This window comes from Pseudomonas sp. GW821-FHT04C07 (assembly GCF_059420325.1).
On sequence record NZ_JBWKTM010000018.1, the window covers coordinates 1 to 22,568 of the forward strand.

Here is a 22,568-nt window from a genome sequence, read left to right on the forward strand (position 1 = left end):
TGTCGCCAATAGCCATGGAGCAAAAAGCGGCATAAACACCGTAATCGGTGTCCGGGATTACTTGACCAGTTCAGCCTCGCTCCTACAGGGCCGGTGCAAGACCGCTGTAAGAGCGAAACCGCCAGCAGCCGTTACCGCAGGAACGGATATGTACCCGGTAAAAATCAACAGTGAACGCACCGCCGCCATCGCGGGCAAGCCTCGCTCCTACAGGGCCGGTGCAAGACCGCTGTAAGAGCGAAACCGCCAGCAGCCATTACCGCTGGAACGGATATGTACCCGGTCAAAATCAACAGTGAACGCACCGCCGCCATCGCGGGCAAGCCTCGCTCCTACAGGGACCGTGCAACACCGCCAATTGGCCGTTACCGCAGAAACGGATAAGCCCCTGATTGCGGCATTGGCACAATGCGGCCATAGCAAAGCGACCTGTTCTCAACGCCTGGGGCAGCGCGATGGAACAGGTCACGACCTTGTTATCAGGTGACTACCCGATAGCAGGGGACATAGGCCGCGCCGCCTGGCAACTTCATGCGGTGCTGCTCGACGAATGCTTTGAGCAAGTGGTGCAGAGGCTGCGTGACGGCCGCATCCCCATGGATTTCGTAGGGGCCATGCTTTTCGATCAGGCGGATGCCCTTGTCTTTCACGTTACCGGCAACGATACCGGAAAAGGCACGCCGCAGATTAACCGCCAGCTCGTGAGGAGGCAGGTCGCAGTTGAGCTGCAGGCTGGCCATGTTGGCGTGGGTGGGATCGAACGGGCGCTGAAAGCCTTCCTCGATCTTTAGCAGCCAATTGAAATGGAAGGCGTCATTGCGCTCTCGGCGGAACAGCTTGACCGCCTTGAGCCCTTCGGTCATTTGCCTTGCCACTTCAGCCGGATCGTCGATGATGACCTGGTAGTGGCGCTGTGCGGCTTCCCCCAGCGTAGAGCCGACGAAAGCGTGCAACTGCTGCAGGTAGGGCGCCGCACTCTTTGGCCCGGTCAGGATGACGGGGAACGGCAGATCCTGGTTGTCCGGGTGCATCAGGATGCCGAGCAGGTAGAGGAACTCCTCGGCCGTGCCAGCGCCACCGGGGAAAATGATGATGCCATGGCCGACGCGTACAAAGGCCTCAAGGCGCTTCTCTATGTCCGGGAGGATCACCAGTTCGTTGACGATCGGGTTAGGCGCTTCGGCAGCGATGATTCCAGGTTCCGTCAGGCCCAGGTAACGGCCGCCGATCATCCGCTGCTTGGCGTGGGCGATAGTGGCGCCCTTCATCGGCCCTTTCATCACGCCAGGCCCGCAACCGGTGCAGACATCCAGGCGGCGCAAGCCGAGTTCGTGCCCGACCTTCTTGGTGTACTTGTACTCCTCGGTGTTGATCGAATGGCCGCCCCAACACACCACTATTTTCGGTTCCACCCCGGGGCGCAGGGTGCGCGCGTTGCGCAGCAGGTGGAAGACGTAATCGGTGATCCCCTGGGAGCTGCTCAGGTCGATGTGTGGACTGTCCAGCTCGTTCTGGGTATAGACGATGTCGCGCAGGGCGCTGAACAGCATCTCACGGGTGCTGGCGATCATCTCGCCGTCGACGAAGGCGTCTGCTGGCGCATTGAGCAGTTCCAGGCGAACGCCACGATCCTGCTGGTGGATGCGAACCTCGAAGTCCTGGTAGGCCTCAAGAATGGTCTTGGCGTTGTCAATTTGGGCGCCAGTGTTGAGGATGGCCAAGGCGCACTGGCGGAACAGCGTGTAGAGGCTGCCTGAACCGGCTTCGCTGAGTTGCTGCACTTCACGTTGGGACAGCGTTTCCAGGCTGCCCTTGGGGCTTATCGATGCGTTAATTACTTGTCTTTGGCCCATTCTAGGTTCCCTGTGAGCGATACCAACGAGCCAGAGCGGCTCGGTTGCATCAAAATGGTGAGCACCGAACGCAGTCACGCGCAGCGGGTATTTTTTCAGGCGCCCGGGCGGGAAAGCAACACTGCGGTGAGATCCCCCCCGGGGGCGAACGTTTCAACCAGGACGCAGGATGCGGCAGCTGAAGATCAATGAACAGTGCCCTCATCTTATTCCGGCGTTTTATGGATTGGCGCGACAGCGGTACACATGGGCCTCCTCGGCAAGTCGGGCATGCCAACCATTTTGTTCGTGAGGCGCTATTAACCGCCGGCGTCGTTCATGCAGTGTAGAGCGTGACGCCCAGTTTTTTGTATGGCAAGAGCACGGCGCGAGGGGTGGAGCCCAGCGCTACGATTGCGCTGATTTCTGCCAACTCGACAATTTTGTAGGGAGAAGCGGTTGCCAGTTTTTCCGAAGAGGCCAGGACTATCGTCTCGGCTGCAGCGTGGCACAGTGCTCGTTTTACGCCGGCTTCCTCGAAGTCACCGGTCGACAGACCTGCGCTCGGGTGCACGCTACACACACCCATGAAATACAGATCCGCGCGCACCCTGCTTATCGCCTCAAGGGTGGCCGTGCCCACACCAACCAGCGAATGCCTGAACAGACGCCCACCCAGCATGATGACTTCAATGCCGGGATGGGCGGCCAGTTCTATGGCGATCGACGGGCTGTGTGTGATGACCGTCGCCTTCAAGGAGGGCGCAAGATGGCGCACCAGCTGTGTGGACGTGGTGCCGCCATCGATGAAGACCACCTGGCCTGTCTGCACCAACTGAGCGGCGGCGCGCCCGATCGCCATTTTTTCCATCGGTGCAATCTGCTCGCGCGCCGCAACATCGCCCATCGCCGGCGACGCCGGCAGAGCTCCGCCATGCACCCGGAGCAGGAGGCCGTCCCTGGCCATCTGGCGCAGGTCGCGCCGGATGGTGTCCTCGGAAACCGCCAACTCCTTGCAAAGAGCCTTGGCGACGAGCTGGCCATCGCGGCGCAGTAAGTCCATCAGATATTGCTTGCGTTTGCTGGTCAGCATGGAGGACTCTTTTGCACGAATTTTCTTGACTATGCGCGATTTTGCACGAGAAGCTCAATAACACAAGCCTGAAAAAGGATATGCAATGGAACCCGGACCCGTACGCATCACCGCGCAGGAAACCCTGTCTGATAATTGGTATCTGCTAAAGAAATTCAGCTTTGACCTGCGTCGACGCGATGGTACATGGCAGGCGCAGACGCGCGAGGTCTACGACCGCGGCAACGGGGCCACCATCCTTCTCTACAATCGTGCGCGTCGCACAGTGTTGCTCACACGCCAGTTCCGCATGCCCGCGTTCGTCAATGGCCATAGCGGCTTTCTCATCGAGTCCGCAGCCGGCCTGCTGGACAATGCCAGTCCCGAGCAGCGTGTTCGTAAAGAAGCCGAGGAGGAAACCGGCTACCGCGTCGAGTCGGTCGAGAAGATTTATGAGGCGTTCATGAGTCCAGGCTCGGTCACCGAGTGCATCCATTTCTTTATCGGGGAATATGAGCCAGGTGATCGCATCAGCGAGGGAGGTGGCCTGATCGAAGAGGGTGAAGACATCGAGGTGATGGAGCTCGGCTTCGAACAGGCCATCGCGATGGTCAGCAGCGGCGAGATTGTCGATGGCAAGACCATTATGCTGTTGCAGTATCTGGAGCTGCGGCTGATGACGCCGCGCAGCCTCATGATCCTGGTGGCTGGTCCTTACCGTTCGGGTACCGCAGACGACCCGGCGCTGCTCGCCCGGAACGTGGCAGCCATGGAAAGCTGCGCCTCTGCTTTGCTTGAGGCGGGCCATTTCCCCGTACTCGGTGAATGGGTCGCGCTACCTATGGTACGCCTGTCAGGTTCGACAAAAGTCGGTGACGCGGTCTACGACGCGCTGTTTCATGCACACGCGCAACGCCTTCTTGAGCGCTGCGACGCAGTGCTGCGAATCGGTGGCCCATCTGATGGCGCCGACGCAATGGTCTCCATTGGAGAGCGGCTTGGCCTGCAAATCTACCGCTCACTCGCTGAGGTTCCGGCTTTCGCACCCGCCATTTGCCAGGATTGATTTCAAACAAGCCCTTAAGGACCGCGGCCTGGTTTTGCGGCGCGCTTGACCGGGGTCGAGGTTTTGCGTTTGGTGGGCTTGCGTTTGTTTTTCCAGGGAGCGCCGCCACCACCGGCCGGGCTCGCCGGTCCGCTGATGGTCAGACGCAGGCCGACGCAACGGCCCACCTGTTTACTCATCCAGGCGGCCTGCTTGGCAACGAACTCTTCAAGGCTCATTTCGCCGCTCTGCACCATATCCAGCGCTTGTTCCCAAATGGCCGTGGTGCCGGGATCGGCGATGGCTCGGGGAACCGCATCGATCAGGCTAAAGGCCGCCGGGGTGGCAGCCAATGCCTTGCCGTGTTTGATCAGATAGCCGCGATCCAGTAATCCCTGGATGATTCCGGCGCGCGTTGCCTCGGTGCCGATTCCGGTGGTGTCCTTGAGTTTCTGCTTGAGCAGGGGATCCTCCACCAGTCTGGCGACGTTTTTCATCGCCTTGATCAGATCGCCCTCGGTAAAGGGTTTGGGCGGTTGGGTCCAGAGGTCTTTCAACGTCACGTTGGCAACTGCGCAATCGCGGCCTTCGGCCAGCGCCGGCAGTGTTTGCGGGGCCGGCGCTTCGCGCCCTTTGGCGGGCGCGAGGGCTTCGGGAAGTGCACGCTTCCAGCCAGGTTCGACAATCAGCTTGCCCACGGCACGCAAGGCCTGCCCGGCGCAGTCGAAATCGGCCTGGGTTCTATCGTATTCGTGATTGGGCAGAAACTGCGCCAGATAACGCGCTCGAATCAAGGTGTAGACGGCGCGTTGTTTGCCCACCAGGCGGTCGAGGTCCTTGGCTGCGCCAGTCGGAATAATACCGTGGTGGGCACTGACCTTCGCGTCGTTCCAGGCGCGCGAGCGGCGCTGCGGTTCGATGTACTTGAACAGCTCGCCAAGCCCTGGATCGGTCCGCCCCAGGGCCGCCAGAATGGTCGGTGCTTCGCTGTGCTGACTAAGCGGCAGGTAACCGCAATCGCTGCGTGGGTAGGTGATGACTTTATGGGTTTCGTACAGCGCCTGAGCGATATCCAGGGTCTCTTGAGCACCCAGCCCCAACTTCTTTGAACACACTTCCTGCAGCGTGCCCAGGTCGAAGGGCAGTGGTGCTGCTTCGCGCACGCGCTCGGTACGCAGCTTGATCACCCGGGCGCTGGTGGCATTGCGCATGGCCGTTGCAGCTTCCTGGGCCAGTGCCTGGTTCAAGCAACGATCGTGCTCGTCGCAAACGTCTTGCGCTGCGCGCCAATGGGCGGTGAAAGAGGTGCCGTCCTGCAACAGCTGCACCTCGATGGCCCAATACGGGACCGGTACGAAGTCGGCAATGCTGCGGTCGCGATCGACCACCAGCCGTAGCGTCGGCGTTTGTACGCGGCCCACAGGAAGGACACCCTGATAGCCGGACTGGCGACCAAGCAGGGTGAACAGCCGGCTCATGTTCATACCGATCAACCAGTCGGCACGCGAGCGTCCCAGCGCCGAATGGTAGAGGCTGAAGGTCTCGGCTCCGGGCTTGAGCACTGCCAATGCCTTGCGGATCGACGCGTCGTCCAGGGCCGACAGCCAAAGCCGTTGAATCGGTCCGCGATAGCGACAGTGCTCGACCAACTCGCGGGCAATCATCTCGCCCTCACGGTCGGCATCGGTGGCGATGACCAACTCATGGGCCTCACCGAGCAAGCGTTTGACCGCTTTGAACTGGCTGGCAGTCTTCGGCTTTACCAGCATCTTCCACTTCTCGGGGACGATTGGCAGATCGGCCAGCACCCAGCGCTTGTAGCGGGGGTCGTAGGCATCCGGCGGTGCGGTTTCCAGCAGGTGGCCGATGCACCAGGTCACTGTGACATTCGGCCCCAGCCAGCAGCCGTCGCCACGGCGGTTGGCACCGAGCACCGCGGCGATATCTTTGGCCTGGGATGGCTTTTCACACAGGAACAACCGCATAACCACCATCATTTCTTACGGGTCTGGAAGGTGCACAGAATGCGCAGTACCGCGCATTTGGGCAACCTTTATCTGTATGGATATACAGATAAAGGTTGCCGTTGATTGCTTCGTCAGCGGTGAAAGGCGCATTTGTGGTCAAAAGGGGCAGGGGCGCCGGTAATGGCGGTGGATCGGGCGCCAATGAAGTGGGCAACGGGCCAAGTAGCGACCATACTCAAAAAAACTGTTAGGGATAGAGGTGTCAGCGGCAAGCATTACGGACGTATACGCAATGCTGGCAAAGGTCGTATACGCGGTGTTGGTCAATTTGTTGTCCAGGACAGTGTCGATTAATAGCTTTAAAAAATCAGCCGGACTTTTGACGATCTGCTCTGTTCTGAAGTTCTACTGGCCCCAGCTATCTGTCTGACTCTCAGAGAAATACGTCATGCCGACTTCAAATCCGCGGATTGCTGTGCTGGGCAACATTGTTGCGAACGTTGGCCACCCGGAACTGGATCGCTTTACCGATCTGAGCAGCCTGCTGGCTGTTCCCGCGTTTGATGTGTTGTTGCTTGACTTGCCAGGTACCCCTGCCGGGCAAATGCTTCGCAAGCTGCGCACGGAACCTTCTTACCGGTTCAAGCTGATTTACTGTTGTCGCGATCTGGACGGTTGGTGTGAAGCGCTGGGCGATGGCGCACCTCCTGTTGAGCTCAAGGAGATAACGCCGCTCTGGCGATTGTGGAAAGCACGGTTCAGCCTTTTTAATCGTGGAGCCCCGCCTGACAGATTTGAGAGCAGGGTGCTTTCATGGTTGTGGCTACGATCCAGCGTAGAAGTGCATGCCCTGCGCGATCCAGAGGTCCCCCAGCATTACCGCTATCCATTGCTGGAGGTTTTGGCCGAGGATGAGCAGGTCAATACCTTTGTCTGGCTTAAATTGATGGCCCAGCAGGGCTGGTTGGAAGAGGGCGTACTGGTCGATCGAATCCGACTGTGTTCAGATTGCGGTTCGGGCCGTTTGAACTACGTTGATGTGTGCCCGGAATGTCAGGCCCTGGACATTTCACGCCAGCCTTCGCTGCACTGCTTTACCTGTGGTCATGTTGGCGCCCAGGAGAGTTTTCTTAAAGATGGAATGTTGCTTTGCCCCAACTGCCTGAACCGGTTGCGGCATATCGGCAGCGACTATGACCGACCACTGGAGAACTACCGCTGCCGGTCGTGTCAGGCATTTTTTGTCGACGCCGATATTCAGGCTCGATGCCTGGACTGTGGCCTGGCGCATGCGACTGACAAGCTGCGGGTGCGCGAAATCAGAGACTTCCGACTGGCTGAATCAGGACGTTTGCGCTGCCGCCAGGGTTTTAACACCGAGCCGGGCGGGGTCGATCACTTCGGCCGACTCAACTTGCTGGGAGGCAAGGATTTTTTCGACCTGCTCACTTGGCAGATCCAGATCGTACGCCGCTATCAGCTGCCGCCTTTTTCACTGATTGGTCTGCGCTTCGTCAACTTGACCGAGACCATGCTTCGCCTTGGCGAGCACCGTGGGCATGCCTTCGTCGACAGTCTGGTCGATCGCTTGCAGGAAACGGTCAGGGAAACGGACCGTTGTTCACGAAGCACAGAGGAGTTTCTTTGGCTCATGCTCCCGCATACAGGTCCCGAGGGGCTGCTCAGCGTTGTACGGCGTCTGGGGCAGGTCGCCGAACTGTTCTCTGCACCTGAGGTCAGTGACATCTCTCTTCGTGTCGTCAGCTTCACCGCGCCGCAGGATTTGCTTGACCAGGAGGACGGCGAATTGTTGCTGGCCCGTTTAGCCAGCGAACTGACTTGAGGCTGTCATGAGCCCATTGCTCGAACAACTCTATAACGTGCTCAACTCGCTGGCGAGCCAGGATGGCTTGAGTCGATTGTTTTACATGCTCTTTCCGTTATTCCTGCTTTTTGAGCTGCCGCTCAATGTCATGGTGTTGCTGGGCGTCTTGCGCTGGTTCGTGCGCAGGCGAACCAGCATCCCGCAAATCAGTCTTTATCGACCCAAAGTGTCTTGCATCATCACCTGCTACAGCGAAGGAATGGATGTGCAAAAGACGTTGCTAAGCCTGTGCGAACAGATCTACCCCGGACACATCGAGATGATTCCGGTGGTGGACGGCGCTACGCTGAATCAGACGACGCTGAATGCCGTTCGAGGCTTTCTGGTCGATCCGGGTTTGTATCCACGCCGACATCTGCGTCCGATTGCCAAATGGCAACGTGGTGGCCGAGTATCGTCGTTGAATGCCGGTCTGGCGCATGCCAGCGGTGAGATCGTGATGGCCCTGGATGGTGACACGTCTTTTGACAACAACATGGTCAGCGCCATCGTGCGTCATTTTGTGGATCCGACGGTACCGGCAGTGGCCGGTAGCTTGCGGGTCCGTAATGTCTGGAGTTCCGTGACCACTGCGATACAGGCGCTGGAGTACCTGCTATCGATCCATATGTCGAAGATCGGACTGGCCGAGTGGAATCTGGTGAATAACGTTTCCGGCGCCTTTGGCGCGTTCCGCCGTAGTTTTCTGGTGAAAATTGGTGGCTGGAATACCCACACGGCAGAAGACCTTGATTTGACTCTGCGCATAAAAAGTTACTTCGGGCGCCACAATTTACGGATTCCATTCGAACCGCAAGCCATCGGCCATACCGATGCTCCGGTGACCTTCAAGCAGTTTCTCATGCAGCGGTTGCGCTGGGACGGTGACCTGTTTTTCCTCTACGTACGCAAGCATAGCCACAGCATCAACCCGAGCCTGCTGGGCTGGTCGAATTTCTTGATGATCCTCGTCAGCGGATTCTTTTTTCAGTTGGTGCTGCCCTTCATCATTTTTGGCTACACCTTGCTGGCGTTATTCATCCTGCCAGGGTCGACCTTGTTGATACTGTTTTTGATGATCTATCTGCTTTATCTGATGATCACTGTGATGATGTTCGGGGCTATGTTGCTGATGGTTTCCGATCGACCACGACAGGACCTGCGCCTGGTTTTTCTGGTGCCGATTTTCCCGCTGTTCATGTTGATCATGCGTTGCTGGAGTGCTGTCGCCATGCTCAACGAGGTTTTCCGTCGTGGCCATGAGGAAAGCAGCATGGCGCCATGGTGGGTCCTGAAAAAGGCCACGAGGTTTTGACATGCGATCGGTGCTTCTGGCTCTAACTCTATCGCTGTCATCCACTACATTGCTGGCTCAACCGCTGACACTTCAAGAGTTGTTCGACAAGCAATCCTCCGATCCTCTGTTTCGTGCAGGTCAGGCCGACCTTCGAGCCCTCGAGGCAGAAGCGAAGCTTCATGAAGACCGGGCTGGATGGCAAGTGTTCGCTGGCGCCGGTGCCGGGCGCTTCCGAGAGTTGGTCACCCAAGACATTCGCAATGATTATTACGGTCACAATTTTGATCTTGGTATACGTCATCCCCTGTTGGGCAGCCTCAAGCGCCAACTGGATCTTCTGCAAACCAATCAGTACGAGCGCCAACGACAGCAGTTGCGCCTGGCTTTACAGAGGGCAAGCCAGCGCCTGGCACTACGCAGCGCGTACGCTGATTGGTGGCGCGCGCAACAGGAAGTCTCTTTTTGCGGTGCGCTCCTGCCTGTTGCCCGCAAGGCCGATCAAGTGATTCGCCTGCGTTTGCAAAAAGCCTGGTTGCGCACTTCCGAAGCTCAGTTGCAGCTGGATGAGTGGAAGGGGCTTTCAACGCGTTGCGAGGCGCTCACCCAAATAGAAGCCGACGTCCGCGAAGATCTGGCCAGCATCAATATGAGTGAGTTACCCATAGGGGCTCAGGCGGTTGCCGAGCCTCTGGCGCAACAACCGCAACCACTGGTTCAATGGCAGGCTCTGTTGAATCAGCATCCACGGGTGACAGAAAAGCAAAACCTGCGCGATCAGGCCGACAGAGCGCGCGATAATCCCTGGTATTCAGCCATTGACTCCGACGTCATCCTGACCGGCACCCGGGAATACCGCAGCGGTACAGATAAAGCGGGTAGCGGTCTGGTGGCCAGCCTGGTGTTCTCTGTGCCTTTCGACCTGGTCGGCAATACTCGTGCTCGACAGCAAGTCGCCGAAGCACACTACGAAGCGGCAGCCGACCGTGTAGCAGCCGAACAACGTTCTTTGGGGCTGGAGCTGAGCAGGGCATTGCGCGCCCAAAACACTGCGCAAGCGACGATCAAACAGCGTAGCCAACAATGGCGTCATGCGGCGTTGGCACGCGATGAGGAAAAGGCTCGAGGCAACCTTGGCGGGGACAGCAACCTGCTAGCCCAGCTGGCCAGCGAGCGGGCTTACTTTCAATCGGGTTTTGACTTGATCGCGGCGTGGCATGCCGCCTGGTTGCGCCAGGCCGACTTGAATCTGTTCACTGAAGACGCTCCGCAATTTGCTGCACTGCTGGGTGGCGAGCGTCAGGAATGGTCACCTTTGATCAAGCCGCAAGCCTCTGCGATAATTTCCGCCTCAACTCCAGCGGCACCGCGCAACAATGTACCGCTCGAGCCGGCAAAATGGCTCCAGGCCAGTTATGTCTGGAACAGCGAAGCCTTGTTGGACCCCAGGCGTCGTCCGGCGGAACTGCAAGCATTGCGAAAGGCCGGTATGGAGAAAATCTACCTCGGACTCAACGCCGTCCAGGTGAGCAACCTGCCCGCGACCCGCCAGGCGCTTGAGCAATTGCTTCAAGACGCCGCGCGCAGTGGTCTGCAAGTGAGCCTGTTGCTCGGCGACCCCGGCTGGATCGAACCGCAGCAGCGTGGGCAACTGACCGATTTGCTCATCAAACTTCAGGGATTGTCGTTTTCCAGTCTTCATCTGGATCTTGAAGTTGAACAACTCGGTTGGCCGGTACCCGATCAACGTTTGCAAGACTGGCTCGACACGTTGCGGGCGGTGTCAGCAGTCAGCCGCTGGCCGGTGGAAATATCCAGTCACCATCGCTGGTTCGTTGCGGCCACGGCCGGACATCCTTGTGTGCCTTGTGCGCTTCCGGCAATCGGCGTGCGTCAGGTCAGCCTGATGATTTACACCCGTAACCCGCAGCGCAGTGCGCAACTGGCCGGGCAGATCGCAAAGCGTTGGCCCGATCTGCAATTTCGCCTGGCCCAGAGCGCAGAGCCACAGTTGCCTTCCACCGAAAGCTGGGCGGGAGTATCCGCTGAACAATTGCAACGCCAGGTCGCTGTGTGGCGCGAGCAATTGCAACCTCAGGGTATTGCCGGCATTGATTGGCAAGCCTGGCGAGACTTCCCAAAACGGTGAGCCGCTCATGAAGATTCGTTTCGACAGTCACAAAGAGCACAATCCCACACAGGAGCAGGGTCTGAATGTGCTCTACGCCCCGGGCAAACGCATGGCATTTCGCCTGCGCTGGTACCTGATCCTGTTCCTGGTCGCCAGCCCGTTACTCTGGCTGGTCGCAAAGTTGCTGTACGGCGTGCTGCTGATTGATGCGCCGGCACAGTTACGCCTGCCTATTCAGGAAGTGCGTGCACGAGATGCCGGTCGGGTCGAGCAACTCTTCGTCACGACTGGTGAGCAGGTGCGTGCTGGCCAACTATTGGTCACCCTCGATAACCCGGAATGGCGCGCCCGTTTATTGCAACTTGCAGCGATGCCCGCTGAGATACCGCGCCTCAGCGATTCCGATTTGGGTGTAAGAGAGCGTGAATTGCTCAGCGCCAGGGCAGGTCGTGCAGAACAACGAGTCCGGCAGTTGGAGGGGCTCGTGCAACAAGGTGCTGCCACCCGAGGGGAAGTGCTGGCCGCGCAAAGCGAACTTGATGGGTTTCGATCGGATTTGCTGGCTTTCGAGCGTCGTGAGCGGATAGCTCGTCAGTCACCTCAAGGAGTCGATCGAGAGATCATCCAGCAAAACGCTGAGCAGCAATGGCTGAAGACGCGTTTGGCAGCGTTGTCAGTGACGGCGTCGCAGGGCGGTCGAATAGCCGAGGTGCTTGTCACGCCGGGCGAAAACGTCGGCCCGGGCACTCTGCTGATGCGTTTGGAGCAGCAGGAGGATCCGTTGTTGTGGATTTATCTGGAGCCTATGAACATCAACTACGCTGCCGTAGGTCAATCACTGCGAGTGCGCATGCCGGATGGCGAATGGCTGGCTGCTCACGTTGTGCAGGCTGTCGACAGCGCCGGTCGCACGCCAACAGTTCTGCGTGGACCGTTTGCCGCAAGCGAAATGGGATTGCAGGTCGTGGCCAGATTTGATCAACCACTACCGGCGCGCTGGAGAATCGATCAACTGCCGTTGAATGTTCGCTTCCCCACCGATTGGCTGCGAATACTGGGGATCAACAAATGAACCACCTGCAACAGGATGATTGCTCAACCATTCAGGCGTTCAGATCCTTGTCCTGGCGGCCGGCGCCTGAATTTCTGTTTATCCGGTTTTTATAAGGGGGGCTGTGATGCTTCATATAAGAACACCGTTGGTCTTGCATCCCGGGCTATCGACGCCAGAGCGGCGTATCTGGCTCAAGCTGGAGAACCTGCAGCCGAGCGGGTCGTTCAAGTTGCGCGGCATGGGCCTGCTCTGCACGTTCGCAGCCGGGCAGGGCAAGAAGACAGTCGTCTGTCCTTCCGGAGGCAATGCTGGATTGGCGACGGCGGTGGCGGCGACCGCGCTGGGTCTGAAGGCGCGCATCGTCGTGCCGCAAACCACCCCTGAAATCACCCGCGCACGCATTGCCAAAACGGGTGCAGAGGTGATTGTGCACGGCAAGGTGTGGGACGAAGCCAATCAGCGGGCGCTTGAACTCGCGCAAGATGCGGATACCGAGTACGTACCTGCTTTCGACCATCCGACGTTGTGGGAGGGGCACAGCACGATGGTGGATGAAATTCTGGAGGATTGCCCTCAGGTCGACACGATTGTGACCTCGGTCGGGGGCGGTGGCTTGCTGGCTGGTGTGCTCACGGGGCTGGAGCGTCATGCCAGGATGGACTGCCGGATCATCGCCTGTGAAACCCTTGGCGCCGCTTCGTTCGCGGCAGCCCTCAAGGCCGGACATCCCGTCAGGCTTCCCGAGATCAAGACCGTTGCCAGTTCACTGGGTGCTTCGCAAGTTGCGCTGTGGCCGGTTGAGCATATCCGGAATTTTCAGCACGAGAGTGTGGTGTTGTCGGATGCCGAGGCAATCATGGGCGTCGTTCGGTATGCCGATGATATGCGTCAGTTGGTGGAGCCCGCTTGCGGCGTTTCTCTTGCCGTCGCGTATCTGGATCATCCGGCAATTGCCGATGCCCATGATGTGGTGATCGTTGTCTGTGGTGGCGTCAGCATCAGTGCACAGATTGTTGCTGGATGGGAAAAGTCTTGAAGCATTGGTGTCGCTGGCAAGCCTGAGGTTCAAGTTACCAGCGACACCGCAGCCGAACTCAGCAGTATTTGTCTACCCGACAAATCCCGGACTGATTTTGCATCTGCTTCCATTCATGGCTCAGGGTTTGAAGGACGCGGCCCATGAAGTCTTTGTCAGCTGCGGCTTTCTTTCCGACATACCCTTGGCCCCGGCGATACATTCTGAGCCTGGCACACATGCTGTGATGAGCCTGCTCGAATTCACTTTCGTGCGAGTGGGGCGCGAGGCAATCGATACGGACTTCGCCCGACTTGCATATCCACAATACGTGGCTGTCGTGGCTGTCCTTGTGCGATGCGAACAGTCGAGCCAGTTCATCAATAGTTGGTTGATTGTTCAAATTCATGTGCAAGCCCCTTGACCACTGTTTAGTTGGTTAGCTGAAACATGTAGCCGAATCAGCCAATCGTTTCCTGAAGCACAATCGGGACGACACGGGCGTCCGTCAGGTGCAGAACGGGCCCTGAGTTTGATGTATGTAGCATTGATGAAAAGCGACTACGCAGCTGGGGCTCAACGAGGAGAAACAGTGCAAACCAGGATGCCGATGCTGATAAAAAAGCGCTCAGCCACAAGCATCATGAGGACGTTTCGCCAGCGCTTCTCGTCCTTGTACCGGACGGTCCAGCCAGTTCGCTTCATCAATCTGCCTTGTGGGCAGTACACATCAGGGGAACAGCTCGGCGGTCTGTCGAGCGTATTCAGAATACTCAAGCCAACTCTCCCGATCGGGGAGACGAGATGGATAATGCAAGCGGGCAATGGAGCCGTCAATAGATTTGTAGTGAATATTTTTTAACACTACATAAATCTCGCCTGTGAGCAGATCCGCCCGCCAAGCCGCCCAATAGAGGGATCCGGGAGCTGGATCAATCCGGACTTCGTCCGGGCCAAGAGCCGGCACCTCGCGCCACGGGGGCCAACAGGATCCGCCCACCACCAGCAACATGGCGAGCGGGCGGACCTTCAACCCTCAGTTCTTATCGATGTTCACGTTTTTGGTCTCGCGCAGACAAATCATGCCCACGATCAGACTCACGCCAGTGATCACTACGGGGTACCACAGCCCGTAGAAGATATCGCCGGTGTACACCACCAACGCAAAGGACACGGTCGGCAGGAAACCACCGAACCAGCCGTTGCCGATGTGGTAGGGCAGGGACATGGAGGTGTAGCGGATGCGGGTCGGGAACAGCTCGACCATCAGCGCCGCCAGCGGGCCGTAGCACATGGCAGAGATCAGGATCAGCGCGACGATCAATGCGACGATCATCGGTTTGTTGATCTGCTGGGTGTCCGCCTGTTGCGGATAGCCAGCCAACGTCACTGCGCCACGCAGCGCTGCTTCGTTGTAACCGTCGATGCGTACCTCACCGATGCTCACTTGCACTTCGCTGCCGGCAGGCGCTGCTGCGCTGCTATACGGCAAGCCCTGTTTGACCAGGAAGGTCTTGACCTTGTCGCACGGGCTGTCGAAACGCGCCTTGCCCACCGGGTCGAACTGGAAGGTGCAGGTGGCCGGGTCGGCCAGCACGGTGATCGGTGCCTGTTGGCTGGCCTGGTCGATTGCCGGATTGGCATAGTGGGCCAGGGTTTTGAAGATTGGAAAGTACAGCAGCGTCGCCAGCAACAGGCCGAGCATCAGGATCGGTTTACGTCCGACCTTGTCCGACAGCCAGCCAAAGAAGATGAAGAACGGTGCGCCAATCACCACGCTGACGATCAGCAGACCGTTGGCCAGGGCCGGGTCCATTTTCAGGAACTGAGTGAGGAAGAACAGCACATAAAACTGCGCGGCATAGAAGGTCACCGCTTGCCCTGCGTTGATGCTGAACAGCGCGATCAGCACCACTTTGAGATTTTCCCATTTGCCGAAGGACTCGCGGATCGGCGCCTTGCAGACCTTGCCTTCCTCCTTCATTTTCACGAAGGCCGGAGACTCGTGCAGGCTCAGGCGAATCCAGGTGGAAATCCCCAGCAGCACGATTGACAGCAGGAACGGCAGACGCCAGCCCCAGACTTCAAATTGATCGCCGGTGAAGTAACGGCAACCGAGTACCACCAGCAGCGACAGCAGCAAGCCAAGGGTGGCGGTGGATTGAATCCAGCTGGTATGGAAACCGCGTTTACCGAGCGGAGCGTGCTCCGCGACATAGGTAGCGGCGCCACCGTATTCACCGCCCAAGGCCAGGCCCTGAAGCATGCGCAGCATCACCAGGATGATTGGTGCGGCGATGCCGATGCTCGAATAGGTCGGCAGCAGGCCGACGCAAAAGGTCGCCAGGCCCATAAGGATGATGGTTGCGAGGAAGGTGTATTTGCGTCCGATCATGTCGCCCAGACGGCCGAACACCAGCGCGCCGAACGGCCGCACGATAAATCCGGCGGCGAACGCCATCAAGGCAAAGATAAACGCGGTGGTGTCGTTGACCCCGGCGAAAAACTGCTTGCTGATCACCGCCGCAAGGGCGCCATAGAGGAAAAAGTCATACCACTCGAACACCGTCCCCAGGGACGAGGCGAAGATGACTTTCTGGGTGTCTTTGCTGGTGCTCGCGCTAAGCGTCGCGTCCAGGGTTTGAGCATGTTCTGACATATCGTTTTCCCTCACAGTGATTGTTTTTGTTGTTCCACTGTCGCCGCCATGTTTGGCGCGATGTCGGTGCAGCGCGGTCCTTGCAGGAGCCGCCGGTCGACGCTCGATTGGTCCGGGCGGCGCTCCGACGATGGTCTCAAGGGCGACGCGTTTACTCAGAAAACACGCGTTATCGTTAACGTCCATCGCGAGCAAGCTCGGCTCCTACAGGTTACAAGTGCGGTTCGGTGACCAGTTCTGTTTCCGGGGCGAGGCTCCTTGAGTTGGGGGCGAGTATCAGCTGGGCGGCTTTCTCGGCGATCATCAGGGTCGGTGAACAGGTATTGCCCGAGGTGATACGCGGCATGATCGAGGCGTCGGCGATGCGCAGCCCGGGAATGCCGTGGACCCGCAACTGTGCGTCGACCACGGCGTCTGAGTCGTTGCCCATGCGGCAGGTGCCGACCGGATGGAAAATCGTCGTGCCGATCCGCGCCGCCGCTTCGTACAGTTGCTCGTCAGTCTGCAAGGCGTCGCCGGGCAGGTATTCGGTGGGGTTGAATGGTTGCAAGGCCGGCGCCGCGACGATGCGCCGGGTCAGGCGAATGGCGTCGGCGGCCACTCGCAGGTCTTCAGGATGGCTCAGGTAGTTGGGTTCAATGAGCGGCGCCTGCTGCGGATCGGCGGAGCGGATTTCTACTCGGCCACGGCTCTGCGGACGCAGGTCGCAGACCGATGCGGTGAACGCCGGGAAGGTATGTAACGGCTCACCGAAACGCTCCAGCGACAGCGGCTGCACATGGTATTGAAGGTTGGCCGACGTCTGTTCCGGCCCCGAACGGGCGAAAGCACCGAGTTGGCTCGGGGCCATGGACAGCGGGCCGCTGCGGTCATACAGATAACGCAGGCCCATGCCCATCTTGCCCCACACGCTGCCGGCGATCTGGTTCAGGGTACGGGCGTTTTGCAGCTTGTAGATCAACCGCAGCTGTAAGTGATCCTGCAGGTTGCCGCCCACGCCAGCCAGTTCATGGGCGACGCCAATACCCAAGCGCTGCAACATGCTGCCCGGGCCAATCCCGGAACGTTGCAGGATGCTCGGCGAGCCGACGGAGCCGGCGCAGAGGACGATTTCCCGCCGTGCTTTCCAGGTTTTCTGCTGCCCCTGCCAGCGGGCGCTGACAGCCGAAGCGCGGGCGTTTTTCAGGAGCACGCGGTCTACTTCGACATCCGTCAGCACGGTCAGGTTAGGTCGGTTGCGGATCGGTTTGAGAAAGGCCTTGGCGGCGTTCCAGCGTACCCCGGCCTTCTGGTTGACCTGGAAGTAACCGCAGCCTTCGTTGTCGCCACAGTTGAAGTCATCGATGCTGGCAATGCCACGTTGTTCGGCGGCCTCGCGGAAGGCATCGAGGATCGGCCACGACAGCCGCTGACGCTCGACCCGCCATTGCCCGGCAGCACTGTGGAATTCCGAGTCGCCGGCAAAATGGTTTTCGCTCTGTTTGAACAGTGGCAGTACATTTTTCCAGGCCCAGCCCGGATTGCCGTCGGCGGCCCAACCGTCGTAGTCACTGGCCTGGCCGCGCATGTAGATCATGCCGTTGATCGATGAAGAGCCGCCCAGTACCTTGCCGCGTGGGTAACTCAGGCTGCGACCTTGCAGGCCAGGTTGCGCTTGTGTCTTGTAGCACCAGTCGGTGCGCGGGTTGCCGATGCAGAACAGATAACCCACGGGGATATGAATCCATGGGTAGTTGTCGCGGCCGCCGGCTTCGAGCAGCAGCACACGGTGTTCCGGGTTGGCGGACAGTCGATTGGCCAGTAAGCAGCCGGCCGGCCCGGCGCCCACTACCACGTAGTCGTATTCATCAACGTCAGGCTGCATCCATGACCTCTGCTGTTGTTGTTCTTTGCCAGTCATCCTAGTTGTTAGCTTTCGTTGAAAGAATGTTAGTTTTTGCTCAGTAGCTGTGCGTTTTCAGACAGCTGCATTCTCTGGCACGTTCAAGGAAGACTCATGTTCGATTGGAATGACCTGCGGTTTTTTCTCGAGTTACAGCGTAGCGGCCGTTTGCTGACGGCGGCGCGGCGGCTGAAAACCACCCACGCCACTGTGGCCCGGCACATCGAGGCCATCGAGAAAAGCCTCGGCACCGCGCTGTTCGTCCAGCACGCCCAGGGCTACCAACTGACGCCGGCCGGTGAAGCGTTGCTCAAGCACGCTGAAGCCATGGAAAACGTCGCCTTGCTGGCCCAGGAAGAAATCACCCAGTCCAGTGCGCCGCTGGGCAAGATCCGCGTGGGAGTAACCGAAGGCCTGGGCATCATGTTCCTTGCCAGCCGCATGAATGGTTTGTTCGAACGCTATCCGGGATTGGAAGTGGAACTGGTGGCCGTGCCACGCTTCGTCAGCATCCTCAACCGCGAAGCGGAGATCAGCATCCACCTGGAGCGTCCGGCCGCCGACATGCTGGTCACCCGCAAACTGACCGACTACCGCCTGGCACTGTATGCCAGTCGCGCCTACCTGGACCGTTCGCCGCCGCTGCGTAGCCGCGAAGATCTGGCGCAGCACGCCTGGATCGGCTACGTCGATGATCTGTTGTTCAGCCAGGAACTGATGTTCCTCAACAGCTTCTGCCGCAGCCCGCAGGTGGTCTTCCACAGCACCAGCGTGATCGCCCAGCAACAGGCTGCACGCGCCGGCCTGGGGATTGCCGTGTTGCCGTGCTACATGGCCAGCAACGACCCGGAGCTGGTGCCGCTGCTGCCGGCCGAAAGTATCCAGCGCAGCTACTGGATCAGCACCCGGCGCGAATTGCACAAGTCGGTGCGGCTACGGGTGTTGTGGGATTACGTGGTGCAGTTGTGCGATCGGGAGCAGGGGTTGTTGCTGGGCCCTACCTCTCAACCGTAGGAGCAAGGCTTGCCCGCGATATAGGCCTGACAGCCAACCAATCTGTTGCAGGTGTATCTGTTGCAACGCTCGGCCTGTTGAGTGGTGGGGCGGTGTATGCCGCTCTACCTTTCTGCCGTTTTTGTAGGAGCCGAGCTTGCTCGCGAAGGCGGCCTGACAGCCGGCCTGTCTCTCACAGATGTACACCAATCCATTGTGGGTGCAGCCGGTCGACGCTCGATTGCTCGCGATGGCGACCTGACAGTCGACCTATCTCTCGCAGACGTATGCGAATCAAAACTGTGGGAGCAAGGCTTGCTCGCGATGGCGGCCTGACAGCCGGCCTGGCTCTCGCAGGTGTACATATCCATTGCTGCGGTAACGGCCACTTAGGGTTTCGCCCTTACGGCGCCTCACTTTTCCAGACGCCGAAAAGTAAGCAAAAGGCTTCGCCCCAAGCGTCCGGCACCTCGCTCAGGCTCGGTGTTCCCTCGCTCCGGCATTCATCAGGGGGCATCGCCTCCGGTCGGCTTCGCTTCGACCTCCTCTCGATGTGTTCGACTGCGTCGAACGGCGCTGCGCGCCCACCCCCTGATGAACACCTCCACTCGGCCTCCCGAAGGGGCGGGTGGATCAAGATCAAAAGCGGCAGGCGAGCTAACGCTCGGCCTGTTGAGTGGTGGGGCGGTGTATGCCGCTCTACCTTTCTGCCGTTTTTGTAGGAGCCGAGCTTGCTCGCGATGGCGACCTGACAGTCGACCTGTCTCTCACAGATGTACACCAATCCATTGTAGGAGCAGCCGGTCGACGCTCGATTGCTCGCGATGGCGGCCTGACAGCCGGCCTGTCTCTCACAGATGTACACCAATCCATTGTGGGAGCCGAGCTTGCTCGCGATGGCGACCTGACAGTCGACCTATCTCTCGCAGACGTATGCGAATCAAAACTGTGGGAGCATGGCTTGCCCGCGATATGGCGGCCTGACAGCCGACCAATCTGTTGCAGGTGTACATATCCGTTGCTGCGGTAACGGCCACTTAGGGTTTTGCCCTTACGGCGCCTCACTTTTCCAGACGCCGAAAAGTAAGCAAAAGGCTTCGCCCCAAGCGTCCGGCACCTCGCTCAGGCTCGGTGTTCCTTCGCTCCGGCATTCCATCAGGGGGCGTCGCTGTCCGCTGCTCAGGCGCTTAACGAGCGTATCGCTCAACTCCCTACAGACCTGCCCGGTACTCATTAGGTGTGGTATTGAACCAGCGGCGGAAGGCGCGGAAGAAATTGCTTGGAGCGGCGAAGCCCAGCAGATAGGAAATTTCCTGCAGGGTTAGATTGGGCTGGACCAGGTACTGGCTGGCCAGCTCTCGGCGAGTACCATCGAGCAGTTGATGAAAACCGGTTCCCTCCGCTAGCAGGCGGCGCTGCAAGGTACGCTCAGACATTAATATTGTCTGGGCCACCACTTCACGTTTGGGCTCACCTTTGGGTAGCAAACGACAGAGCAACTGACGCACCTGGTGGGTGATCTGACCGTCCGAAAAGCGCGCCAGATACTCGCCAGCGAAGCGTTCGTGCAATTGCGCCAAGGCTTCGTTAGCAGAATGCAGCGGGGCATCCAGATCGGTGCGGTCGAACAACAATGCATAGTGCTCGGCATTGAACTTCAGTGGTGCTTGAAACACCTCGCAATATGGCTTCAGATTAGCCGGCGCAGGTCCGCTAAAGCTGACAAGGCGAGGAGTCAATGGGCGACACGCTAGCCAGCGGCAAAAGGCCAGAATATAGGCCAGCGACCCCTCCGCGCTTTCCCTGGCAGAAGGCAAGCGATCGCCATGAATTGCCAGAGTCAACTCATAGCCGTCCGACGTAGGGTGAAAGCTGAGATCTGCACTCTCGCCAATGATGCGCTGATAGCGGACCAGACTAGAAATGCCCTCATGCAAGTTGCGGCTGGACATCAATGCATAGCCGACCACATGGAAGGAGGATGGTCGCACCACCTGGGCCATGTTCAGGGCAATGACCGGATTTCCAGAAGTTTCTACCGCCAGATGCCATAGGCCCGTCATGCAATCCTGCGGGAAGCGTGCTTCGGAGTCGCTCAGAGCGGAATAATCCATCCCAAGACGTTCGAACAGACTGCGGCAGTCGACACCGCCGATTTCCAGGGATCGGACAATGGCGCTAGCCCAACTGGAGGAAGTAGTACGCTGACTCATCTGCAGGCTCCTACTCGATTCAGGCGCAGCAGTTTTACACCAGCACCAACACTCGAGACAACAGCTTGTGACGCGGGGGCAACAGCGCCTGAAGGGGTTGACCTGTCTCGCCCCCCCGGCGGTCTTTCAGCACCGCGCGCTAGCGCCACAAGGGTACATAGGCCGGACCTTTGCGGTATCCAGGAACGCCGAAGTACCGGCCCTCCAATGATATTGATGTTTCATAAGGTCTTTATTTGGCCGGCAAGGCAATCGGTCTGGCTGGCAAGGAGAATTTCGTCCGTCTCCCCCCATCACTAGACTCCTTGGCAGCCCATTCAACGCAAAGGTTACAACCAGTAACGTACCGGCCAAGGTACAAGCTTCGGTTTGTCCGGCCAGACCACCAGGCCCTTTGCATCCCGGTTAACCGCCGGGCTTGCCTTGCTGCGAGTACAACAATAATGATGGCATCGCCCTTGCTGACTACATTCCTCCCCATTGCCCTAGGCTTCATCATGCTCGGACTGGGGTTGTCGCTCACCCCGGCGGATTTTGTCCGAGTAGTGAAGTTTCCCAAGCCTGTCCTGATCGGTTTGGTCTGCCAGTTAATCCTGCTGCCGTTTTTCTGCTTCCTCATTGCTAAGTGTTTTGCTCTGGCACCGGTACTGGCCGTGGGCCTGATGCTTCTGGCTGCCTCCCCAGGCGGTACCTCTGCCAACCTCTACAGCCACTTGGCACACGGTGATGTGGCACTGAATGTCACCCTGACGGCAGTGAACTCGGTGGTCGCGATTCTCACCATGCCATTGCTCGTCAATTGGTCACTGATGTATTTCATGGCAGATGGTCAGGCCATTCCATTGCAATTTACAAAAGTCGTGCAGGTATTCGCCATCGTCTTGGTGCCGGTAGCGGTGGGCATGCTGGTACGCAAACTGGCGGCACGCTTTGCCGTACTCATGGAGCGCCCGATGAAGATCATTTCCGCGCTGTTCCTTGTAGTCACCGTAGTACTCGCCTTAGTCAAAGATTGGCAGACGGTATTGGACTACGCCCCTGTAGTAGGTATGGCCGCATTGCTGTTCAATTTGCTCAGCCTCGGCATCGGCTACTGGGTGCCACGCCTGTTCCAGTTGCCGCAGCGCCAGGCAGTGGCCATAGGCATGGAAATTGGTATTCACAATGGCGCTCTGGCTATCGCCCTGGCGCTCAGCCCTACGTTGCTGAACAACCCGACCATGGCCATTCCGGCAGCCATTTACAGCGTCCTCATGTTCTTCACCGCTGCAACCTTCGGCTGGTGGGTCAATGTGACCCATGCCAAGGAACTGGCAATCAAGGTAGGCGTCCCGGCCTCGGTGTCTCAACGGTAGAACGTTTGCCAATCAACACTCATTGGTATGTGTTTTGTGTGCTCAGAAGGTGGCCTATACCCTTCGTCGAAGGAGGTAGGCCCTCGTAACATGAAGTAACAATTATGGCTAGGCTAAAACTTGCTACAAATTCGAGTTGAATAGCTGCGGGTTTGACGGAGAGGCCATCTGACCTCCCCATCATTTAGTTCC

At 58.6% G+C, this 22,568-nt stretch carries 16 protein-coding genes; 9 read left to right on the plus strand and 7 right to left on the minus strand.

Annotated features, from left to right (window positions below):
• A partial coding sequence (locus AC07UI_RS26205) for a hypothetical protein (protein ID WP_494995217.1) occupies positions 1 to 235 on the plus strand: 235 nt, incomplete at its 5' end.
• 244 nt (positions 236 to 479) lie between these two features.
• Here the strand turns inward: AC07UI_RS26205 and ppnN are convergent.
• Both ppnN and AC07UI_RS26215 read right to left on the minus strand, forming a co-directional pair.
• Positions 480 to 1,853, minus strand: a complete 1,374-nt coding sequence (gene ppnN, locus AC07UI_RS26210) for a nucleotide 5'-monophosphate nucleosidase PpnN (RefSeq protein WP_494995218.1) — start codon at positions 1,851 to 1,853, stop codon at positions 480 to 482.
• Positions 1,854 to 2,169: 316 nt separating this feature from the next.
• On the minus strand, positions 2,170 to 2,925 hold the full coding sequence (locus AC07UI_RS26215; RefSeq protein WP_494995219.1) for a DeoR/GlpR family DNA-binding transcription regulator: 756 nt from the start codon (positions 2,923 to 2,925) through the stop codon (positions 2,170 to 2,172).
• Between the two features lie 85 nt (positions 2,926 to 3,010).
• On the opposite strand from AC07UI_RS26215, the gene AC07UI_RS26220 reads away from it, so the two are divergent.
• The gene (locus AC07UI_RS26220) at positions 3,011 to 3,970 is read left to right on the plus strand and encodes an NUDIX domain-containing protein (protein WP_494995220.1); all 960 of its coding nucleotides are present in this window, start codon (positions 3,011 to 3,013) and stop codon (positions 3,968 to 3,970) included.
• A gap of 14 nt (positions 3,971 to 3,984) precedes the next feature.
• On the opposite strand, the gene AC07UI_RS26225 is transcribed toward AC07UI_RS26220, so the two are convergent.
• Complete coding sequence (locus AC07UI_RS26225) at positions 3,985 to 5,934, minus strand: DNA topoisomerase III (RefSeq protein ID WP_494995317.1); 1,950 nt, start codon at positions 5,932 to 5,934, stop codon at positions 3,985 to 3,987.
• 586 nt (positions 5,935 to 6,520) lie between these two features.
• Between AC07UI_RS26225 and AC07UI_RS26230 the strand changes: the two genes are divergently transcribed.
• The 5 genes from AC07UI_RS26230 (at position 6,521) to AC07UI_RS26250 (ending at position 13,295) form a co-directional block, all read left to right on the plus strand.
• Entirely contained in the window at positions 6,521 to 7,759 is a 1,239-nt protein-coding gene (locus tag AC07UI_RS26230; protein ID WP_494995221.1) for a TackOD1 domain-containing metal-binding protein, read from the plus strand.
• Between the two features lie 7 nt (positions 7,760 to 7,766).
• Complete coding sequence (locus AC07UI_RS26235; RefSeq protein ID WP_494995222.1) at positions 7,767 to 9,095, plus strand: glycosyltransferase family 2 protein; 1,329 nt, start codon at positions 7,767 to 7,769, stop codon at positions 9,093 to 9,095.
• 1 nt (position 9,096) lies between these two features.
• Positions 9,097 to 11,223 (plus strand): TolC family protein, encoded by a 2,127-nt coding sequence (locus AC07UI_RS26240; protein WP_494995223.1) that lies wholly within the window; start codon positions 9,097 to 9,099, stop codon positions 11,221 to 11,223.
• Between the two features lie 7 nt (positions 11,224 to 11,230).
• Entirely contained in the window at positions 11,231 to 12,277 is a 1,047-nt protein-coding gene (locus AC07UI_RS26245) for an HlyD family secretion protein (protein WP_494995224.1), read from the plus strand.
• A 106-nt stretch (positions 12,278 to 12,383) separates the two neighbouring features.
• Positions 12,384 to 13,295, plus strand: a complete 912-nt coding sequence (locus AC07UI_RS26250; RefSeq protein ID WP_494995225.1) for a pyridoxal-phosphate dependent enzyme — start codon at positions 12,384 to 12,386, stop codon at positions 13,293 to 13,295.
• A gap of 58 nt (positions 13,296 to 13,353) precedes the next feature.
• Here the strand turns inward: AC07UI_RS26250 and AC07UI_RS26255 are convergent, their stop codons facing one another.
• The 3 genes from AC07UI_RS26255 to AC07UI_RS26265 all read right to left on the minus strand — a co-directional run bounded on the left by AC07UI_RS26255 (position 13,354) and on the right by AC07UI_RS26265 (position 17,797).
• Positions 13,354 to 13,683 carry a hypothetical protein gene (locus AC07UI_RS26255; RefSeq protein ID WP_494995226.1) on the minus strand — a complete coding sequence of 110 codons (330 nt, stop codon included), beginning with the start codon at positions 13,681 to 13,683 and terminating at the stop codon, positions 13,354 to 13,356.
• Positions 13,684 to 14,310: 627 nt separating this feature from the next.
• Entirely contained in the window at positions 14,311 to 15,933 is a 1,623-nt protein-coding gene (locus tag AC07UI_RS26260) for an MFS transporter (RefSeq protein WP_494995227.1), read from the minus strand.
• A gap of 211 nt (positions 15,934 to 16,144) precedes the next feature.
• Entirely contained in the window at positions 16,145 to 17,797 is a 1,653-nt protein-coding gene (locus AC07UI_RS26265) for a GMC family oxidoreductase (RefSeq protein ID WP_494995228.1), read from the minus strand.
• A gap of 132 nt (positions 17,798 to 17,929) precedes the next feature.
• On the opposite strand from AC07UI_RS26265, the gene AC07UI_RS26270 reads away from it, so the two are divergent.
• Positions 17,930 to 18,829, plus strand: coding sequence for a LysR family transcriptional regulator (locus tag AC07UI_RS26270; protein WP_494995229.1), 900 nt, complete (start codon positions 17,930 to 17,932; stop codon positions 18,827 to 18,829).
• Between the two features lie 1,190 nt (positions 18,830 to 20,019).
• Here AC07UI_RS26270 and AC07UI_RS26275 read toward each other — a convergent pair.
• A complete protein-coding gene (locus AC07UI_RS26275; protein WP_494995230.1) occupies positions 20,020 to 21,021 on the minus strand; it encodes an AraC family transcriptional regulator in 1,002 nt (333 codons plus the stop codon).
• Positions 21,022 to 21,464: 443 nt separating this feature from the next.
• On the opposite strand from AC07UI_RS26275, the gene AC07UI_RS26280 reads away from it, so the two are divergent.
• The gene (locus tag AC07UI_RS26280) at positions 21,465 to 22,376 is read left to right on the plus strand and encodes a bile acid:sodium symporter family protein (protein ID WP_494995231.1); all 912 of its coding nucleotides are present in this window, start codon (positions 21,465 to 21,467) and stop codon (positions 22,374 to 22,376) included.
• Positions 22,377 to 22,568 lie beyond the last annotated feature (192 nt).

Coding starts and splice junctions, on each gene's coding strand:
- ppnN (WP_494995218.1), bottom strand. CDS start 1,853: ATGGGCCAAAGACAAGTAATTAACGCATCGATAAGCCCCAAGGGCAGC.
- AC07UI_RS26215 (WP_494995219.1), bottom strand. CDS start 2,925: ATGCTGACCAGCAAACGCAAGCAATATCTGATGGACTTACTGCGCCGC.
- AC07UI_RS26220 (WP_494995220.1), top strand. CDS start 3,011: ATGGAACCCGGACCCGTACGCATCACCGCGCAGGAAACCCTGTCTGAT.
- AC07UI_RS26225 (WP_494995317.1), bottom strand. CDS start 5,934: ATGCGGTTGTTCCTGTGTGAAAAGCCATCCCAGGCCAAAGATATCGCC.
- AC07UI_RS26230 (WP_494995221.1), top strand. CDS start 6,521: ATGCTTCGCAAGCTGCGCACGGAACCTTCTTACCGGTTCAAGCTGATT.
- AC07UI_RS26235 (WP_494995222.1), top strand. CDS start 7,767: ATGAGCCCATTGCTCGAACAACTCTATAACGTGCTCAACTCGCTGGCG.
- AC07UI_RS26240 (WP_494995223.1), top strand. CDS start 9,097: ATGCGATCGGTGCTTCTGGCTCTAACTCTATCGCTGTCATCCACTACA.
- AC07UI_RS26245 (WP_494995224.1), top strand. CDS start 11,231: ATGAAGATTCGTTTCGACAGTCACAAAGAGCACAATCCCACACAGGAG.
- AC07UI_RS26250 (WP_494995225.1), top strand. CDS start 12,384: ATGCTTCATATAAGAACACCGTTGGTCTTGCATCCCGGGCTATCGACG.
- AC07UI_RS26255 (WP_494995226.1), bottom strand. CDS start 13,683: ATGAATTTGAACAATCAACCAACTATTGATGAACTGGCTCGACTGTTC.
- AC07UI_RS26260 (WP_494995227.1), bottom strand. CDS start 15,933: ATGTCAGAACATGCTCAAACCCTGGACGCGACGCTTAGCGCGAGCACC.
- AC07UI_RS26265 (WP_494995228.1), bottom strand. CDS start 17,797: ATGCAGCCTGACGTTGATGAATACGACTACGTGGTAGTGGGCGCCGGG.
- AC07UI_RS26270 (WP_494995229.1), top strand. CDS start 17,930: ATGTTCGATTGGAATGACCTGCGGTTTTTTCTCGAGTTACAGCGTAGC.
- AC07UI_RS26275 (WP_494995230.1), bottom strand. CDS start 21,021: ATGAGTCAGCGTACTACTTCCTCCAGTTGGGCTAGCGCCATTGTCCGA.
- AC07UI_RS26280 (WP_494995231.1), top strand. CDS start 21,465: ATGATGGCATCGCCCTTGCTGACTACATTCCTCCCCATTGCCCTAGGC.